At 50.0% G+C, this 16,984-nt stretch carries 15 protein-coding genes; 6 read left to right on the top strand and 9 right to left on the bottom strand.

All coding sequences use genetic code 11. The features are described from left to right. Positions 1 to 7: 7 nt before the first annotated feature. Entirely contained in the window at positions 8 to 157 is a 150-nt protein-coding gene (locus DXD02_RS15595; RefSeq protein WP_172680771.1) for a hypothetical protein, read from the bottom strand. A 137-nt stretch (positions 158 to 294) separates the two neighbouring features. On the opposite strand from DXD02_RS15595, the gene DXD02_RS09865 reads away from it, so the two are divergent. Further along, the gene (locus DXD02_RS09865; protein ID WP_055217741.1) at positions 295 to 657 is read left to right on the top strand and encodes a hypothetical protein; all 363 of its coding nucleotides are present in this window, start codon (positions 295 to 297) and stop codon (positions 655 to 657) included. Then, entirely contained in the window at positions 654 to 953 is a 300-nt protein-coding gene (locus DXD02_RS09860) for a hypothetical protein (RefSeq protein ID WP_022461427.1), read from the top strand. Before DXD02_RS09865 ends, DXD02_RS09860 begins: the two co-directional genes overlap by 4 nt. A gap of 76 nt (positions 954 to 1,029) precedes the next feature. On the opposite strand, the gene pgsA is transcribed toward DXD02_RS09860, so the two are convergent. The 5 genes from pgsA to DXD02_RS09835 are packed head-to-tail and all read right to left on the bottom strand — an operon-like array spanning position 1,030 to position 4,069. After that, positions 1,030 to 1,566: a CDP-diacylglycerol--glycerol-3-phosphate 3-phosphatidyltransferase gene (gene pgsA / locus DXD02_RS09855; protein ID WP_055228244.1), complete on the bottom strand. Its 537-nt coding sequence runs from the start codon at positions 1,564 to 1,566 to the stop codon at positions 1,030 to 1,032. Further along, positions 1,563 to 2,888 (bottom strand): 30S ribosomal protein S12 methylthiotransferase RimO, encoded by a 1,326-nt coding sequence (gene rimO, locus DXD02_RS09850; RefSeq protein ID WP_117802405.1) that lies wholly within the window; start codon positions 2,886 to 2,888, stop codon positions 1,563 to 1,565. Before rimO ends, pgsA begins: the two co-directional genes overlap by 4 nt. Before the next feature lies 1 nt (position 2,889). Continuing rightward, positions 2,890 to 3,168 carry a DNA-directed RNA polymerase subunit omega gene (gene rpoZ, locus DXD02_RS09845; RefSeq protein WP_022461424.1) on the bottom strand — a complete coding sequence of 93 codons (279 nt, stop codon included), beginning with the start codon at positions 3,166 to 3,168 and terminating at the stop codon, positions 2,890 to 2,892. A 15-nt stretch (positions 3,169 to 3,183) separates the two neighbouring features. After that, the gene (gene gmk / locus DXD02_RS09840; protein ID WP_022461423.1) at positions 3,184 to 3,798 is read right to left on the bottom strand and encodes a guanylate kinase; all 615 of its coding nucleotides are present in this window, start codon (positions 3,796 to 3,798) and stop codon (positions 3,184 to 3,186) included. Continuing rightward, positions 3,791 to 4,069 (bottom strand): DUF370 domain-containing protein, encoded by a 279-nt coding sequence (locus DXD02_RS09835; protein ID WP_055218332.1) that lies wholly within the window; start codon positions 4,067 to 4,069, stop codon positions 3,791 to 3,793. Before DXD02_RS09835 ends, gmk begins: the two co-directional genes overlap by 8 nt. A 151-nt stretch (positions 4,070 to 4,220) precedes the next feature. Between DXD02_RS09835 and DXD02_RS09830 the strand changes: the two genes are divergently transcribed. Together DXD02_RS09830 and DXD02_RS09825 are read left to right on the top strand one after the other, a co-directional pair. Further along, positions 4,221 to 5,963: an Rqc2 family fibronectin-binding protein gene (locus DXD02_RS09830; protein WP_055228242.1), complete on the top strand. Its 1,743-nt coding sequence runs from the start codon at positions 4,221 to 4,223 to the stop codon at positions 5,961 to 5,963. A gap of 215 nt (positions 5,964 to 6,178) precedes the next feature. Beyond that, complete coding sequence (locus DXD02_RS09825; RefSeq protein ID WP_118666783.1) at positions 6,179 to 8,647, top strand: cation-translocating P-type ATPase; 2,469 nt, start codon at positions 6,179 to 6,181, stop codon at positions 8,645 to 8,647. Positions 8,648 to 8,736: 89 nt separating this feature from the next. Here the strand turns inward: DXD02_RS09825 and DXD02_RS09820 are convergent, their stop codons facing one another. The 3 genes from DXD02_RS09820 to DXD02_RS09810 form a co-directional block, all read right to left on the bottom strand. After that, positions 8,737 to 9,300: a TIGR01440 family protein gene (locus tag DXD02_RS09820; protein WP_118666782.1), complete on the bottom strand. Its 564-nt coding sequence runs from the start codon at positions 9,298 to 9,300 to the stop codon at positions 8,737 to 8,739. Positions 9,301 to 9,394: 94 nt separating this feature from the next. Then, positions 9,395 to 11,800, bottom strand: a complete 2,406-nt coding sequence (gene leuS, locus DXD02_RS09815) for a leucine--tRNA ligase (protein ID WP_022461418.1) — start codon at positions 11,798 to 11,800, stop codon at positions 9,395 to 9,397. A 233-nt stretch (positions 11,801 to 12,033) separates the two neighbouring features. Further along, positions 12,034 to 14,124, bottom strand: coding sequence for an elongation factor G (locus DXD02_RS09810; RefSeq protein ID WP_022461417.1), 2,091 nt, complete (start codon positions 14,122 to 14,124; stop codon positions 12,034 to 12,036). A gap of 398 nt (positions 14,125 to 14,522) precedes the next feature. Here DXD02_RS09810 and DXD02_RS09805 point away from each other — a divergent pair, with 398 nt between their 5' ends. Both DXD02_RS09805 and aroA read left to right on the top strand, forming a co-directional pair. After that, complete coding sequence (locus DXD02_RS09805; RefSeq protein ID WP_055265977.1) at positions 14,523 to 15,635, top strand: prephenate dehydrogenase; 1,113 nt, start codon at positions 14,523 to 14,525, stop codon at positions 15,633 to 15,635. 34 nt (positions 15,636 to 15,669) lie between these two features. After that, the gene (gene aroA / locus DXD02_RS09800; RefSeq protein ID WP_117812817.1) at positions 15,670 to 16,953 is read left to right on the top strand and encodes a 3-phosphoshikimate 1-carboxyvinyltransferase; all 1,284 of its coding nucleotides are present in this window, start codon (positions 15,670 to 15,672) and stop codon (positions 16,951 to 16,953) included. Positions 16,954 to 16,984: the final 31 nt, after the last annotated feature.

Raw genomic sequence — 16,984 nt, 5'->3', positions numbered from 1 at the left:
TTCTCTTTCAGCGAAACCGTTTCGGTTTCCGTGCTTCTCTTTCCCGCTTTTCCATCTCTTCTCTTTTTTCTTTTTTTCTCATACATTCCAGATCTATTTCATAAAAGGCATTCCCTTCGAGTACCTGTTTTCTTTTTGCTGTTTCTTTTCCATCCATTTTCCGGCGGTCTCCTTTTTCTTTCTTCCTCTTATCATATGTTTTTTCCCGCCTTCTGTCATTTTTTCCGGCCTGGAACATAAGATAAAGAGAAATAAAAAGACAAATGCAGGAATGCTGCCAGGAAGGATCTTAATTTGAATCAGGAACAGGAACAAAATGTGGAACAGATGACACCGCTGGACCAGATGATCGCACAGGATCAGCTTCAGATGCTGAAGGCTGCCATTCCCTACGCCTCCTTCGGCCTGCAGCCCTCCCTTGCGATTTTGAGCAAATGGCTCGAGCTCCAGCGGACCATTCAGCTTTTTTCCCGTCCGGCCGACCTTTCCATGATGTCTGTTGATGCCCCGCACGTCTCTCCGCTTGAGATGCTGCAGGATATTTCCCGTTTTGCCGCCGGTCCACAGCGGGATCTTCTCTCCCAGATGTTTCAGACCATGCAGATGGTCCAGATGCTTCAGAATATAAATCCCGGAAATGAGGAGGATCTGCTATGAGTTCGGATGATAAGCAAAACGACTGGTCGCAGGACCCCTCTCTTTCCGGAATTGACTTTGCCCGGCTTCAGGCACTGCAGCAGATGGCCTCTCAGAGCCGTGGAAAATCCCAGGCGGAAATGATGCCGTTTCTTCTCTCCCTGATGCAGGGAAATCAGGGCGGCGCACAGTTTTCCGCCTCCGAGGCGGACCTGATCATCTCTGCCATCAAAGCCGGAAAATCCAAACAGGAAGCGGCAAAAATTGACCAGATGGTACGCCTCTTCCGCTCCGCTGCTTCCGGGAAAAAACGCTGAAAAACTACAAACCAAAAAACGCTGCCGGTCTGGAATCCCAAACCGGTCAGCGTTTTTATTCTGTGCTTTTTCCTGCCTAGTTCTGCATGGAAAGCACGTTTTTATTTTTTACCAGGTAATCAATCAGAGAAACAACGGTCAGAATCAGTGCAACCCAGATCAGCACGGTATTCAGCACGGAAAGTGCCGGAATGTCGGCGATCAGAAGAATGATCATAATCATCTGGCTGATTGTTTTCGATTTTCCCCACCAGCTTGCTGCGATGACAATTCCATTGTCCGAAGCAACCAGGCGGAAACCGCTGATGATAAATTCTCTTGCGATGATAATAATAACCATCCACGCCGGAAGCTTGTCCAGCTCTACAAAGCAGATCAGTGCAGAGCATACCAGCAGCTTATCTGCCAGCGGATCCATAAACTTTCCGAAATCGGTAATCAGATTGTCACGTCTTGCAATGTAGCCGTCCAGCGTATCCGTGATGCTGGCAGCGGCAAAGATTACCAGTGCAATCCATTTGGACGCGCTTCCGCCCACGCCAGACAGCAGGAAGAACACGAAAAACGGAATCATAATTACCCGCAGAATCGTTAATTTGTTTGGTAAATTCATTGACTTATCTCTCCTATCAGATCATATTCCAGAGCACCGGTAATTTTCACTCTTACGAAGTCGCCGGATACGAGTGTTTCCGGTGTATTGACAAATACATAGCCGTCTACACCCGGTGCGTCCGCCTGGCTTCTGCCCACATAGGCATCCTCATCCGCCACTTTGCCCTCGATCATAACAAGAAGCTCCTGGCCGATCCTGCGCTCGCCGAGTTCTGCAGAGATATCCTGCTGCAGCTCCATCAGTTCTGCCTGACGGTCCAGTTTTACCTCCTCGTCGATCTGATGCTCCATCGCAGCAGCCGGTGTTCCCTCCTCCGGAGAGTAGGTGAATACGCCGAGACGGTCGAACTCCATGTCGTTGATAAACTCGAGGAGTTCTTTGTGCTGCTCTTTTGTCTCTCCCGGGAATCCTGTGATCAGCGTGGTGCGCAGTGTGATATCCGGCATCTCGCTTCTCAGGAAATCAATTTTGTCGATCAGCTCCTGTTTGGAGGTTCTGCGACCCATGCGGCGCAGGATCTCATCGTTGGCATGCTGAATCGGCAGATCCAGGTAGTGACAGACTTTCGGCTCTTCCTTCATCGTCTGAACGAGTTCCGGATAGATGTCCTCCGGATAGCAGTACAGAATCCGGATCCAGTAGAGCTCCGGAATTTTGCAGAGCTCTTTTAACAGAAGGTGGAGAGACGGCTTTCCGTACAGATCGATACCATAAATGGTTGTCTCCTGCGCAACGAGAACGAGCTCTTTGACACCCTGTTCTGCCATCGTCTTCGCTTCTGCTATCAGTTCCTCCATCGGAACGGAGCGGTACGGTCCGCGCAGCTTCGGAATGATGCAGTAGGTACAGTGCTTGTCACAGCCCTCTGCAATTTTCAAATATTCGTAATGGCCGCCTGTCGTTACAACGCGCTGTGCGTCAATTTTCGGCAGTCCTTTCAGATCGGCATACTCCTGGAAGCGGTCGCCGCCGAGGACATCCTGAATGGCATCCAGGATTTTGTCATAGCTGTTCGTTCCAAGTACGGCGTCAACCTCCGGAATCTCCTCAATGATTTCATCGCGGTAGCGCTCTGCCATACAGCCCGTTACCAGAAGAACCTTACAGCTTCCCGCTGTACGGTACTTCGCCATTTCAAGAATATTTTGAATGCTTTCTTCTTTGGCGTCGTGGATAAAGCAGCATGTGTTTATCACGATAACCTCTGCATCTTCCTCGGAATCGGTGATCTCGAAGCCATGCTCTACCAGAAGACCCAGCATATGCTCGGAATCTACCAGATTTTTATCGCATCCAAGGGAAATAAACAGAATTTTCATATTATTCAATTACTGGCTCCTCTTTTGTTTCCTCTTCCGCTTCAACTTCAGATTCCGGAAGGATTGTAACCTCTCCTTTGTACATCTCCTCTACGGCGATGGAGAGCGGTTTCATGCCTTTTTTCACTTTTACAAGCGGTTCTGCTCCGCCGATGATCTGTCTTGCACGTTTGCTTGTTGCAAGTACCAGAGAGTAACGGCTGCTGACAACCGGTGCCTCGTCCAGATCCTGGCCCTCGTTAATAGTTGCAATCAGTTCCTGATAAGATGGATGAATCATAATAAATGCTCCTTTCTATTTTTCCAGACTTTTTTTCATCTGTTCGATAAAATCTTTCTGGTTGCTGCTCATGAAATGCTGGCTCTGAATGGTCTCATGCATCTGTTTTACGCAGGTTTCGAGGTCGTCGTTGATCAGGACATAATCGTACTGGTCCATGCCCTGTGCTTCCTCTTTTGCACGCTCCATTCTGCCTTTGATGACTTCTTCTGTTTCCGTTCCGCGTCCCCGGAGGCGTCGTTCCAGCTCCTCGGCGGTCGGCGGTGTGATGAACACAAGAAGGGTGTCCGGACGTTTTTCCTTGACCTGAAGTGCTCCCTGGATTTCAATCTCAAGCAGAACATCTTTTCCGGCATCCAGCTGCTCCTCTACGTATGCCTTCGGCGTTCCGTAGGAATGTTTTACGTAACGCGCATATTCGAGGAAGGCATCCTCTTCTACCATGCGGTCAAACTCTTCTTCTGTACGGAAAAAGTACGATACGCCGTCTTCCTCGCCCGGACGCGGGTCTCTTGTGGTGACGGAGATGGACAGCGCATAGTTGTCGTACTCCTCCATCAGGCGTTTCATCAGTGTTCCTTTTCCTGCTCCGGAAAAACCGGATACTACAGTAAGTATTCCTCTACTCATTTTCAGATTCCCCTCGCTCTTTTTCTGTTTCCCAGCCGCCGTTGAATCTGCGGCTGATCGTTTCCGGCTGCAAAGCCGAAAGGATGATAAATTCTTCTCCGGTGATGAGCACTGCTTTCGTGCGTCTTCCCTGCGTCGCATCGATGATGCGGTTGCTTTCCTTTGCACGCTGCACCATACGCTTGACGGGCGCCGCCTCGGGACTCACCACTGCTATTATTTTATCCGAATTTACGACATTGCCGAATCCGATGTTGATCAGTTTTGCCACAATCCGTCCTTTCCTGTACCTTCTGAAGTCTTTTTCAGAAAATACATCTACCCATACAGATTTATTATAATTCATTCAGAAAGCCTAGTCAAATCTTTTTTTCTGTATTATAATGAAAATACCAGAATTTCAAACAAAGGAGATATTTTCTATGGCTTTTGATGGAATTACCATTGCAAATATTGCACAGGAACTGAATCAGACCATCGTCGGCGGAAAGATCAACAAGATCGCACAGCCGGAAAACGACGAGCTGATGATTACAATAAAAAACAACCGTACCGTTTACCGTCTTCTCCTCTCGGCAAGTGCTTCGCTTCCGCTGATCTACCTGACGGACAACAATAAGCCCGGCCCGATGACCGCACCGAATTTCTGTATGCTGCTCCGCAAACACATCGGCAGCGCCCGCATTCTCTCCGTTACCCAGCCGGGACTCGAGCGTATTCTTATTTTTGAGCTCGAGCATTTGAACGAACTCGGCGATATCTGCCGCAAGAAGCTGATTGTGGAGATCATGGGAAAACACAGCAACCTGATCTTCTGTCAGGAGGACAATACGATCCTTGACAGTATCAAACATATTTCCGCCAACATGAGTTCTGTCCGTGAGGTTCTTCCGGGCCGCACCTGGTTCATTCCGCACACGCAGGATAAGAAAGATCCGCTCACGATCACAGAAGAAGAATTTTTCGATTTCGTCTGCACGAAACCGATGGCTGCCGCAAAGGCAATCTACACTTCCCTTACCGGCTTCAGCCCGCTGATGGCGGAGGAAGTCTGCTGCCGCGCCGGCATCGACGGCGGATTTGCGGTCAATGCACTCGAAGAAAATGCAAAGCTTCATCTGTTCCGCACCTTCTCTTATCTGATTGAGGATATCAAAAACGGCGCATTTACGCCGAACATCGTATACCAGGGCGATGAGCCGAAAGAATTTTCCGCACTGAAACTGACGCAGTATCAGGATTTGCGGGAGGAAACATACGATTCGATCTCCGGTGTACTGGAAACATACTATGCCATGAAAAACCGCATCACCCGCATCCGTCAGAAATCTTCCGATCTGCGCCGTGTCGTCAATACCGCACTCGAACGGAATGTCAAAAAATACGACCTGCAGCAGAAACAGTTAAAAGACACCGACAAGCGGGAAAAATACCGGATTTACGGTGAGCTTTTAAATACGTACGGCTACAGCTGCCAGCCGGGCGATACTTCGCTGAAAGCCGTCAATTACTATAACGGCGAGGAAATCACGATTCCGCTCGACGGAACGCTCTCTGCCGGCGAAAATGCGAAAAAATACTTCGACCGCTACGGAAAGCTGAAGCGGACCCGTGAGGCACTCGAAGAACTTCTTGTCGAGACGAAAGAGGAAATCGACCATCTCGAATCCATCAGCACGGCGCTTGATATTGCGCTCGATGAGGCGGATCTGGTGCAGTTAAAAGAAGAGCTGATCGAGTACGGCTACATCCGCCGCAAGGGACCGACAGGGAAAAAGCAGAAAATCACCTCCCATCCGTTCCACTACCGCTCTTCCGAGGGCTTTGACATTTATGTCGGCAAGAACAACTTCCAGAACGAGGAACTTTCGTTTAAATTCGCCTCCGGCAACGACTGGTGGTTCCACGCGAAAGGCCAGCCGGGCAGCCATGTCATCGTAAAGACGAACGGTAAAGAGCTGCCGGATTCCGTCTACGAAGAGGCCGCTGCTCTCGCCGCCTATTACTCGAAAGGCAGACAGGCACCGAAGGTGGAAATCGACTACACCTTAAAGAAAAACCTGCGCAAACCAAACGGAAGCAAACCGGGTTTCGTTGTTTATTACACCAATTACTCCATGATGGCGGAGCCGAACATCCGCAATCTTCAGGAAATACAGGACTGAATTCAGAATACAAAAGACTTTTCGCACATTCCTATCTGTTCCTCTTTGCGAAAAGTCTTTTTTTCGTAAAATTTAATACTTCCTTCATTTCTTTTTCGATGCTCTATGGTATACTTCTTAGTATGGAAAAAGATTCCAGACGTGATCTTTTTCAACCAAACCACAGTGAGGCTGTCTCTTCTTTATCAGGACAGCCGGAGAGGAATATAACTGTTATGAACAAAACAATTCCCGAAATCATTCACCGCCGTGTTCCAACGACGCGCTATGAGGCAGACCCTTCCGAAGGCCTTTCCGCCGAGCAGGTTGCCGAGTACCGCGAGAACGGCTGGACCAACCGCGCGGTGGAACCTCCGTCCAAGACAACGGCCGAGATCGTAAAGAGCAATGTCTGTACGTATTTCAACCTGATTTTTCTGATTATTGCCATCTTTCTGATCCTTGCCGGTTCGTTCCGGGATCTTACGTTTCTGCCGGTCATCATCGCGAACACGCTGATCGGTATTGTACAGGAGATCAAGGCGAAAAAGACGCTGGAAAAGCTGTCTGTTTTAAACGCGCCGAAGGCTACTGCGATCCGTGACGGGGCTGAGGTAACACTCGCCGCGGAGGATCTCGTACTCGATGATATTGTTGTATTTACCGCAGGAAAACAGATCTGCGCTGATGCCGTCGTGCTTGAAGGTGAGGTACAGGTCAACGAATCGCTGCTTACCGGTGAATCCGATGAGATTACCAAGCGCACGGGCGACGAACTGATGTCCGGAAGTTTTATCGTCTCCGGAAGCTGCAAGAGCCGTCTGACCCAGGTCGGTGAAGATTCCTACATTTCCCGTCTGACCCTCGAGGCAAAGGCCATGAAAGAGGGCGAACAGTCCGAGATGATCCGCTCCCTCAACAAGCTGGTAAAGGTTGTCGGCATTCTGATCATTCCGATCGGTCTTCTGCTCTTCGGTCAGCAGTTTTTCGTCTCCCACGAAACGTTCCGTGAGAGCATTACCTCGATGGTGGCCGCCGTGCTCGGCATGATCCCAGAAGGTCTTTACCTGCTTGCGAGCGTTGCCCTTGCCGTCAGCGTTATGCGGCTGGCTTCGCAGAAGGTTCTCGTGCATGATATGAAATGTATCGAGACGCTGGCTCGCGTCAACGTGCTCTGTGTCGATAAGACGGGAACCATCACCGAGACAAATATGAAAGTACATGACCTGATTCTGGTCGGCTCCAGTTCAGTCCCTGATACAGAATCCGGCGAAAATGCTCCCGCACCGCAGAAAGAAGAGCTTTCCCTTGCGGTCGGTGATTTCGCATCTGCCATGTCAAACGACAACATTACTATGGCGGCACTGAAAGAATATTTTAAAGACAACAACGGCAGAACTGCCGTTTCGATGACTTCGTTCTCCTCGGAATTCAAGTATTCCAGTGTGACATTTTCGGATGTCTCCTACGTGCTCGGTGCCCCGGAGTTCGTTCTCCGCGATGATTTTGCACGCTATCAGAGTGAAATTGAAGCGTATACCTCAAAGGGATTCCGTCTCCTCGTCTTCGGCACATCCGAAACTGTACCGGATGGAAAAGCACTCTCCAGCCGTGTCACGCCGCTTGGCTACGTGCTTCTCTCCAATCCGATCCGAAAAGAAGCACCGGAAACGTTCCGCTACTTCGAAGATCAGGGTGTCCATGTCAAGGTCATCTCCGGTGATACTCCGGTAACGGTATCTGAGGTTGCCCGCCAGGCAGGGATTACACACGCAGAGGATTATATTGATGCTTCCACTCTAAAGACACCGGAAGAGCTCGAAGAAGCAATCCTGAAATACACCGTGTTCGGCCGTGTCACACCAGACCAAAAACGCCAGTTTGTCCAGGCTTTAAAGAAAAACGGCAAGACCGTTGCGATGACCGGCGATGGTGTCAACGATGTGCTCGCATTAAAGGATGCCGACTGCTCCGTTGCGATGGCATCCGGAAGTGACGCTGCCGCACAGGCTGCACAGCTCGTTCTGCTGGACAACGACTTTTCGAAGATGCCTTCTGTCGTACTGGAAGGCCGCCGCGTTGTCAACAACCTGCAGCGTTCGGGAACGCTGTTCCTGGTAAAGAACATTTTCTCGTTCCTGCTGTCCATCTTCTCACTGATCTCGATGGTGACGTATCCGCTGGAGCCGTCCCAGATCTCGCTGATCAGTATGTTTACGATCGGTATTCCAGGCTTCCTGCTCTCGCTAATGCCGAACAAAAACCGGATCGAGGGCCACTTTATCACGAACATTCTGACACGGGCCCTGCCTGCGGCGCTGACCGACTTTTTAATGGTCGCAACACTCGTCGTCTTCGGCCAGGAATTTGCGGTCGGCTCGGAAGATATTTCGACCGCTGCCACCGTACTGCTCGCCATTGTCGGTTTTATGATTCTCTACCGGATCAGCAAGCCGCTCAACTGGATGCGCTGGACGATCCTGATCGGCTCGATTATTGCCTTCATTTTCTGCAGTACCTATCTGAACCAGCTGTTCGCCATTTCTGATATGTCCAGAAAATGTATCATGCTGCTGGTCGTATTCTCTGTCGCAACAGAGCCGGTTCTGCGATATTTGAGCATCCTCGTGGATTCCATTTCCTCTTTTTACCGGAAGCAGAAAATTTTCTTCCTGCGAAAACGGGAAGCGAGAAAAGCGAAATAAAACGTAAAACCAAACATCAAAAATGCCGTACAGCGTTGGAAATTTTTCTCCGCCTGTACGGCATTTTTTGATTTACCAATCACAGTTTTTTACTTTCTCATCTCCGGATCTTCCGCGTAATGCGTCCGCTCGCCGCCGATGTATTTCGGTCTCGTCCGCGCGCAGACAACGTGCGCATCTCCGATCGTTTTCTGCGATACCCGGACCGGAACGGCTACTGCCTTCAGCTGCATGCCGATCAGCACATCACCGATATCAATACCTGCATGCGCCTGCACACGCTCTACGGTGACAGCGTCCTCCAATCCATAGTATGCCGCCATCGCAAACGATCCGCCGCCATGCAGCCACGGTACCGCGCAGACCGGCTCGTAACCATATTTTTCTGCCGCCGCACGCTCCAGAACAACCGCACGGTTCAGATGCTCACAGCACTGCGCCGCCAGATACAGCCCGTGCTCCTTCGTACACGCACACAGCGCCTCAAACACCGCCTGCCCGATCTCCTGGCTGGAATCCGTTCCGAGCTTACTGTTGTGAATTTCACTCGAAGAACATCCCACTACCAGAATCTGTCCCGGTTTCATCTGCGCTGTCGTAATCAGCTCCTCTGCGACGGCACGCGCTTCCTGTCTGATTGTTTCAAGATTCATTTTGTATCCCTCCTTGCTAAACAGCAATATTTATGCAAAAGGAGACTGACTCTTTTTCCAAGAATCAGCCTCCTTTCTTCAGCTTACATAATTATTATTTCTGAACGATATTCACAATTCTTCCCGGTACGTAAATTTCTTTTACGATGTTTCCGGTCAGTTTGTCTGCAACTGCCTCTTTTGCAGCGGCGATTGCGGTCTCTTTATCTGCATCTTTGGCGATTTTGATCGTTCCGCGCATTTTGCCGTTGATCTGAACAGCGATCTCGGCTACTGCCTCTACGGTCTTCTCCTCGTCAAACTCCGGCCATGCGGTCTGATACAGACGACCTTCATATCCAAGGTCTGCCCACAGTTCCTCGGTCATATGCGGTGCAACCGGATTCAGCAGGATCAGAAGGGTTTCGAACTCTTTTCTCGTTACTTTTCCGGCTTTGTAGAACTCGTTGACCAGGGTCATCATGGCTGCGATCGCTGTGTTGTATTTCAGGGACTCATAGTCGCTGGATACTTTCTTGATGGTCTGGTGCATTTTGGACTCCAGCTCTTTGGAGTAGGAATCTCCGTCTACCAGGCTGTCCTGCAGTTTCCATACACGCTCGAGGAAACGACGGCATCCTTTTACGCCTTCCTGAGACCAGGATGCGCTTAAGTCGAAGGCACCGATGAACATCTCGTACGTACGCAGGGTATCTGCACCAAACTCAGCTACGATATCATCCGGGTTGACAACGTTTCCACGGGATTTACTCATCTTCTCGCCGTTCTCGCCGAGGATCATTCCGTGGGAAGTACGTTTCTGATACGGTTCCGGGCAGGTAACTACGCCCTGATCGTACAGGAATTTATGCCAGAAACGGGAATACAGAAGGTGAAGGGTGGTGTGCTCCATTCCTCCGTTGTACCAGTCAACCGGCAGCCAGTATTTCATAGCTTCTTTGCTTGCCAGAGCCTCTTTGTTCTTCGGATCGGTATAGCGGATGTAATACCAGGAAGAACCAGCCCACTGCGGCATGGTATCGGTCTCACGTTTTGCAGGTCCTCCGCAGCACGGGCAGGTGGTGTTGACCCAGTCTGTCATGGCAGCCAGCGGAGACTCGCCGTTATCGGTCGGCATGTAGCTCTCTACATCCGGCAGCTCCAGCGGAAGGGATTCTTCCGGAACCGGAACATAACCGCATTTGTCGCAGTGTACGATCGGAATCGGCTCACCCCAGTAACGCTGACGGGAGAATACCCAGTCACGCAGCTTATAGTTTGTTTTTGCTTTTCCAACGTGGTTCTCTTCGAGCCACTCAAGAATTTTCTTTTTTGCTTCCGCAACGGAAAGTCCGTTCAGGAAACCGGAGTTGACAAGAGTTCCCTCTGCAACGTCGGTGTAAACTTCGTTCTGTACGTCGCCGCCTGCAACAACCTCGATGATCGGCATGTTGAATTTCTTTGCGAACTCCCAGTCACGCTCATCGTGTGCCGGTACTGCCATGATGGCGCCGGTGCCGTAGCTCATCAGTACATAATCGGAAATCCAGATCGGGATCTCTTTTCCATTAACCGGGTTGACTGCGGAAAGTCCGTCGATCATGACACCGGTCTTGTCTTTTGCAAGCTCGGAACGCTCGAAATCGGATTTTCTGGCTGCCATCTCACGGTATGCGCAGACCTCATCCCAGTTCTTGATCTCATCTTTGTACTGGTCGATGTACGGATGCTCCGGGGAGAGTACCATGTACGTAACACCGAACAGGGTATCCGGGCGTGTGGTGTAGATAGTCAGCTTCTCCGGTTTATCTTTCAGGGAGAAATCAACCTCTGCTCCGTGGGAACGTCCGATCCAGTTTTTCTGGGAAGTTTTGACACGCTCAATATAGTCAACGCCGTCCAGACCGTCAATCAGCTTGTCTGCATACTCGGTGATCTTCAGCATCCACTCGCTTTTTACTTTGCGGACAACCGGGCTTCCGCAGCGCTCGCACACGCCGTTTACAACTTCCTCATTTGCAAGGCCTACCTTACAGGAAGTACACCAGTTGATCGGCATCTCTTTTTTATATGCCAGTCCGGCTTTGAAAAGTTTCAGGAAAATCCACTGGGTCCAGTGATAGTATTCCGGATCCGTCGTGTTGATCTCTCTGTCCCAGTCGAAGGAATATCCAAGAGACTGAAGCTGGTCTTTGAAGTGATGTACGTTGTTTTTGGTAACGATCTTCGGATGAATGTGGTTTTTGATCGCATAGTTCTCCGTTGGAAGACCAAATGCATCCCAGCCCATCGGATACAGAACGTTGTAACCCTGCATTCTGCGCTTTCTGGCTACAATGTCCAGTGCAGTGTACGGACGCGGATGGCCTACGTGAAGTCCCTGTCCTGACGGATACGGAAATTCAACGAGTGCGTAGTATTTCGGTTTTGTATAATCATCTGTGGCGGCAAAGGCTTTTTCATCCTGCCAGATCTTCTGCCACTTTTTTTCAATGTCCTGTGGCTCATATCTTTTACTCATAGGTAACCTCCTGCATGTTCAAGTTCAAAGTTCTTTTTTCTCACACCGCCGCCTAGGACAGCATGCACATTTGAACATATAGCTGTATTCTATCACTCTTTCCCTGTTTTTACAATTTATTTTTTCCTATATCCTCCGTTTTTCTTCAAAAACCGCAGAAAAATCCGGTTTCCGGGCGAATTCTGCTCCCGAAACCGGATTTTCTCTGTTTTATCACACTATTTTATAAAGCTTTATTCTTCTGCTTTTTCAACCTTCGAAGCTCTTGCCTCAATCTCTTTTGCCTGGATATCGGACGGAGCCTGCTCATATCTCGCAAACTCATAGGAGAAATCACCGCTTCCGCCTGTCATGGAGCGGAGTGTTGTGCCGTATCCGTAGATCTCAAGTTCCGGAACATCAGCCTCGATAATCGTATGGCCCTTGTGATCCGGATTCATGCCGAGCACACGGCCGCGGCGTTTGTTGAGATCGCCCATGATATCGCCGGTGTATTTATCGTCTACAGTGATCTTCATCGAAACGATCGGCTCAAGGAGAACCGGGGATGCTTCCATAAAGCCTTTCTTGAACGCCTGGATCGCTGCGGTCTTGAATGCCATCTCGGAGGAGTCTACCGGATGATAAGAACCATCATACAGAACGGCTTTGACGCCGACTACCGGATAAGCAGCCAGAGGGCCTTTCTGTACGGCTTCCTGGATACCTTTTTCAACAGCCGGGAAGTAGTTCTTCGGAACGGCGCCGCCGACAACTTCCTGCTCGAAAACGTATGGTTTCTCGAGATCTCCGGAAGCGGAGAAGCGCATTTTTACATGACCGTACTGGCCGTGGCCGCCGGACTGTTTTTTGTATTTTGCTTCTACATCCGAATTTTTGCGGATCGTCTCGCGGAAGGCTACCTTCGGACGGGACAGCTCTACTTCTACTTTGTAGCGCTCCAGCAGCTTGCTGACGATAATATCGATGTGCTGGTCGCCCATGCCGTACAGCAATGTCTGATGGTTTGCAGAATCATTGACTGCCTTCATAGTCAGGTCTTCCTGCATCATCTTGGCAAAGGCCTGGGAGATCTTATCTACATCGGCTTTGTTCTTCGGTTTATATCGTTTTGCGGTGTACGGAGTCGAAACATCCGGTTTTCCGTAGCGGACCTGATTGTTCTTTGTCGCAAGGGAATCGCCGGTTCTTGCATCGCCGAGTTTTGCGATGGCACCGATATCTCCTGCATGAAGCTCCGGTACTTCGATCGGCTTGGAGCCTTCGAGCACGTACAGCTTGCTCAGTTTTTCTTCGGATTCCTGATCTACATTATAGAGCACATCATCGCTTTTAATAACGCCGGAGCAAACCTTAATCATTGAATATTTTCCAAGGAACGGATCCACGATCGTCTTGAAAATGGTCGCGCTCTTCGGTTTCGCGAAGTCGTAATTTGCCTCGAAAATTTCGTTCGTATTGAGATTGATGCCGGCACACGGACGGGTGGACGGATCCGGGAAGTATCCGCAGATATCATCAAGAAGATTCGATACGCCCTGCAGATTGACCGGGGAGCCCATGCATACCGGAACGATGGTGCCGTCTCCTACGTTCATGGCAAGCGCTGCGGAAATCTCTGCTACCGAGAACTCTTCTCCGCCAAAGTAGCGGTCCATAAACTCTTCACTTGTTTCTGCCACGGATTCCATCAGGGTTTCACGGTACTTCTCCAGATATTCTACGGAGTAATCCGGAATCGGGCATTCTTCTTTTTTATCTTTTTCGATATATCTGCGGCCTTTGTTCTTTACAATATTGATATATCCTACAAATTTACCGTTTTCACGCAGAGGCATATGAAGCGGTGCGATTCGTTTTCCGTACAGTTCGGTGAGCTGCTCAACGACTTCTCGGTAGCTGACATCGTCCTGATCCATTTCCGTTACGAAGATCATACGCGGAAGATTGTATTTCTCGCAGAGTTCCCATGCTTTCTGGGTTCCGACCTGCACGCCGGCCTTTCCGGATACCACGATTACAGCGGCATCTGCTGCGGAAGCGGCTTCCTGTGCTTCTCCTACGAAATCAAACATTCCAGGAGTATCCAGAACATTGATCTTATTTTTTCCCCATACGACCGGGACAAGCGTTGTGGAAATAGAGCATTTGCGCTTGATTTCTTCTTTGTCAAAATCGCTGACGGTATTTCCGTCCGTCACTTTTCCGAGACGGTTTGTCATACCGGAAAGATAAGCCATAGCTTCGGTCAGACTTGTCTTTCCGGAGCCGCTGTGCCCCAGCAGCACCACATTTCTGATTCGGTCAGTTCTAAAAACGTCCATATGTAATACCTCCCATGTAAGTAAATTTGCAGATTGCAAGGCCGCTCTTATTCGCCTTTCTGCTTTTTATCAAGATTCACGTCTTCCGTTCCTCTTATCATAGTCACTATTCTACTAAAGTTTTTGCTTTTTTGCAAGTATATTATTCATATTTCACAATATATTTCTGAATTTTTAAATTTTATATGTATTTTAGCTGGTTATTCTGCCTTTCTTCCGCTTTTCTGTCTGGCTTTTCTGTGGAATCTGCCGGATTTTGCAAAACAAGCAAAATTGCTGCCTTTCAAAAATACTTTGTCACTTTAAAGCAAGAAATCTTTGACATTTGATTTCAGATGCTTTACAATGTCTTTTATACGATTTACCTACGAAAATTGTCAGAAAGGACTACTTGAATTATGTGTGATACATCCGAAAAAATCTGTATCGGCTTTATCGGCCTTGGCCTCATCGGCGGCTCCATTGCAAAAACCCTCAGAAAGGTTCATCCGGAGTATAAACTGATGGCCTACTGCCGCACCAAAGCGACGATCGAAGAGGCAATTCAGGAAGGCGTGATTGATATCGCGCTGGAAGAACGGGACGACCGCTTTGCCGACTGTGACTATATCTTCTTATGTGCTCCTGTCAGCACCAACATCTCCTATCTTCCGTTCGTGAAAGGCATCGCAAAACCGGGCTGTATCATCACAGACGTCGGAAGTGTAAAAGGAGAAATCCATCAGGCGGTTGAGACCCTCGGCATGACGCACCAGTTTATCGGCGGCCATCCGATGGCAGGCTCCGAAAAGACGGGATATTCCAGCGCCACCGATTACCTGCTGGAAAATGCTTACTATATGATTACACCCGGACCAGATGTTGAGATCGCGACAGTTTCCGCTTTCGTTGATCTTGTCCAGTCCTTAAAGGCGATCCCGATGGTTTTAACATACGAAGAGCACGACTACATCACCGCAGGTGTCAGTCATCTGCCGCATATCGTTGCCGCTACCCTGGTCAATGCACTCGCATCCCTGGACACACCGGAAGAGCAGATGAAAACCGTTGCTGCAGGCGGCTTCAAGGACATCACCCGCATCGCTTCCTCCTCCCCGGAGGTATGGCAGCAGATCTGTCTCTCAAACCAGAAGCAGCTCTCGAATGTGCTGGATTCCTATATCCGCCTTCTCGTCCAGGCAAAATACCTGGTTGACAACAAAAAAGGCCACGAGCTCTACAATATGTTTGAAAGTTCCCGCGAATACCGGAATTCCATGGAAGATTCTTCCTATGGACCGACAAAGAAAGAATACGTCGTTTACTGCGACCTGCTCGATGAAGCCGGCGGAATCGCAGCCGTTACAACAATTCTTGCCATCAACCAGATCAGTATTAAAAATATCGGCATTACGCATAACCGCGAGTTCGAAGAGGGTGCTCTCCGCATTGAATTTTATGAAGAGCAGGCAGGCATTCTTGCCCGGAAGGTCTTAAAAGACCATGGCTATACCATTCATATCCGCAATTAAAAGCGCGTATATCTTGACAGGAGGAAGTTACGTTATGCAGTTCCAGAAAGCAGTACGTCCTCTGCGCGGAGAAATCTCCGTGCCGGGCGATAAATCCATTTCCCACCGCGCCGTCATGTTCGGTGCCATTTCAGAGGGAACCACAGAAGTTACAAACTTTTTACAGGGTGCCGACTGTCTCTCCACCATCTCCTGCTTCCGCAGTATGGGCATTGAGATCGAGAACACACCGGAGCGCATCCTCGTTCATGGAAAAGGCCTGCACGGGCTTTCGGCTCCGTCCGCCGTTCTCGACTGCGGAAACAGCGGAACAACGACACGCCTGATCTCCGGCATTCTTGCCGGCCAGAACTTTTCCAGTACACTGACCGGTGACGCCTCCATTCAGAAACGGCCGATGGGACGCATCATCAATCCGCTGACCCAGATGGGCGCTTCCATCCGCAGTATTCCGGAAAACGGCTGTGCGCCGCTTGCAATCAACAGCCATCCGCTCCACGCCATCTCCTATCTTTCGCCGGTCGCATCCGCACAGGTCAAATCGTGTGTCCTGCTTGCCGGACTGTATGCTGACGGAAAAACAAGCGTTACCGAACCGGCTCTTTCCAGAAACCATACGGAGCTGATGCTGAAATTCTTCGGCGCCGACGTTGCCTCCGAAGGGCTGACCGCATCGGTTCTGCCGGACCCGGATCTCCATGGAAATCTCGTCCGTGTGCCGGGAGATATTTCCTCCGCCGCCTACTTCATCGCCGCCGCGCTGATAGTTCCAGGCTCTGAGGTGCTCCTGAAAAATGTTGGCATCAACCCGACCCGCGACGGTATGCTCCGCGTCTGCCGCGCCATGGGTGCTGACATCACACTTCTGAATGAGCAGAACTCCGGCGGAGAACCGGTTGCAGACCTTCTCGTGCGCTATACGCCGTCTCTTTCCGGCACCGTCATCGAGGGCGAACTGATCCCGACCCTGATCGATGAAATCCCGATCATCGCGGTTCTTGCCGCCACAGCGAACGGTACAACCGTGATCCGGAATGCGGAGGAGCTGAAAGTCAAAGAATCGAACCGTCTTGATATCATGGTAAACGAACTCACCGCGATGGGTGTTTCCCTGGAAGGCACGGACGACGGCATGATCATTGAGGGCGGAAAACCGTTCCACGGCGCCCAAATCGACAGCCGCCTCGACCACCGCATTGCGATGTCGTTTGCAATCGCTTCGCTTGCCGCAGAGACACCGACGGAAATCCTGCGCGCCGGCTGTGTGGATATCTCGTATCCGACATTCTACCAGGATCTGGCACGGCTGCAGGCATAAAAAACGTTTAAACAAAAATGGATTGTGAAGA

It is taken from the genome of Blautia sp. TF10-30 (assembly GCF_003481245.1).
Classification (GTDB): domain Bacteria; phylum Bacillota; class Clostridia; order Lachnospirales; family Lachnospiraceae; genus Fusicatenibacter; species Fusicatenibacter saccharivorans.
This window is presented reverse-complemented; position numbering and strand designations above follow the sequence as displayed.

Coding starts and splice junctions, on each gene's coding strand:
- DXD02_RS15595 (WP_172680771.1), bottom strand. CDS start 157: ATGGATGGAAAAGAAACAGCAAAAAGAAAACAGGTACTCGAAGGGAAT.
- DXD02_RS09860 (WP_022461427.1), top strand. CDS start 654: ATGAGTTCGGATGATAAGCAAAACGACTGGTCGCAGGACCCCTCTCTT.
- pgsA (WP_055228244.1), bottom strand. CDS start 1,566: ATGAATTTACCAAACAAATTAACGATTCTGCGGGTAATTATGATTCCG.
- rimO (WP_117802405.1), bottom strand. CDS start 2,888: ATGAAAATTCTGTTTATTTCCCTTGGATGCGATAAAAATCTGGTAGAT.
- rpoZ (WP_022461424.1), bottom strand. CDS start 3,168: ATGATTCATCCATCTTATCAGGAACTGATTGCAACTATTAACGAGGGC.
- gmk (WP_022461423.1), bottom strand. CDS start 3,798: ATGAGTAGAGGAATACTTACTGTAGTATCCGGTTTTTCCGGAGCAGGA.
- DXD02_RS09830 (WP_055228242.1), top strand. CDS start 4,221: ATGGCTTTTGATGGAATTACCATTGCAAATATTGCACAGGAACTGAAT.
- DXD02_RS09825 (WP_118666783.1), top strand. CDS start 6,179: ATGAACAAAACAATTCCCGAAATCATTCACCGCCGTGTTCCAACGACG.
- DXD02_RS09820 (WP_118666782.1), bottom strand. CDS start 9,300: ATGAATCTTGAAACAATCAGACAGGAAGCGCGTGCCGTCGCAGAGGAG.
- leuS (WP_022461418.1), bottom strand. CDS start 11,800: ATGAGTAAAAGATATGAGCCACAGGACATTGAAAAAAAGTGGCAGAAG.
- DXD02_RS09810 (WP_022461417.1), bottom strand. CDS start 14,124: ATGGACGTTTTTAGAACTGACCGAATCAGAAATGTGGTGCTGCTGGGG.
- DXD02_RS09805 (WP_055265977.1), top strand. CDS start 14,523: ATGTGTGATACATCCGAAAAAATCTGTATCGGCTTTATCGGCCTTGGC.
- aroA (WP_117812817.1), top strand. CDS start 15,670: ATGCAGTTCCAGAAAGCAGTACGTCCTCTGCGCGGAGAAATCTCCGTG.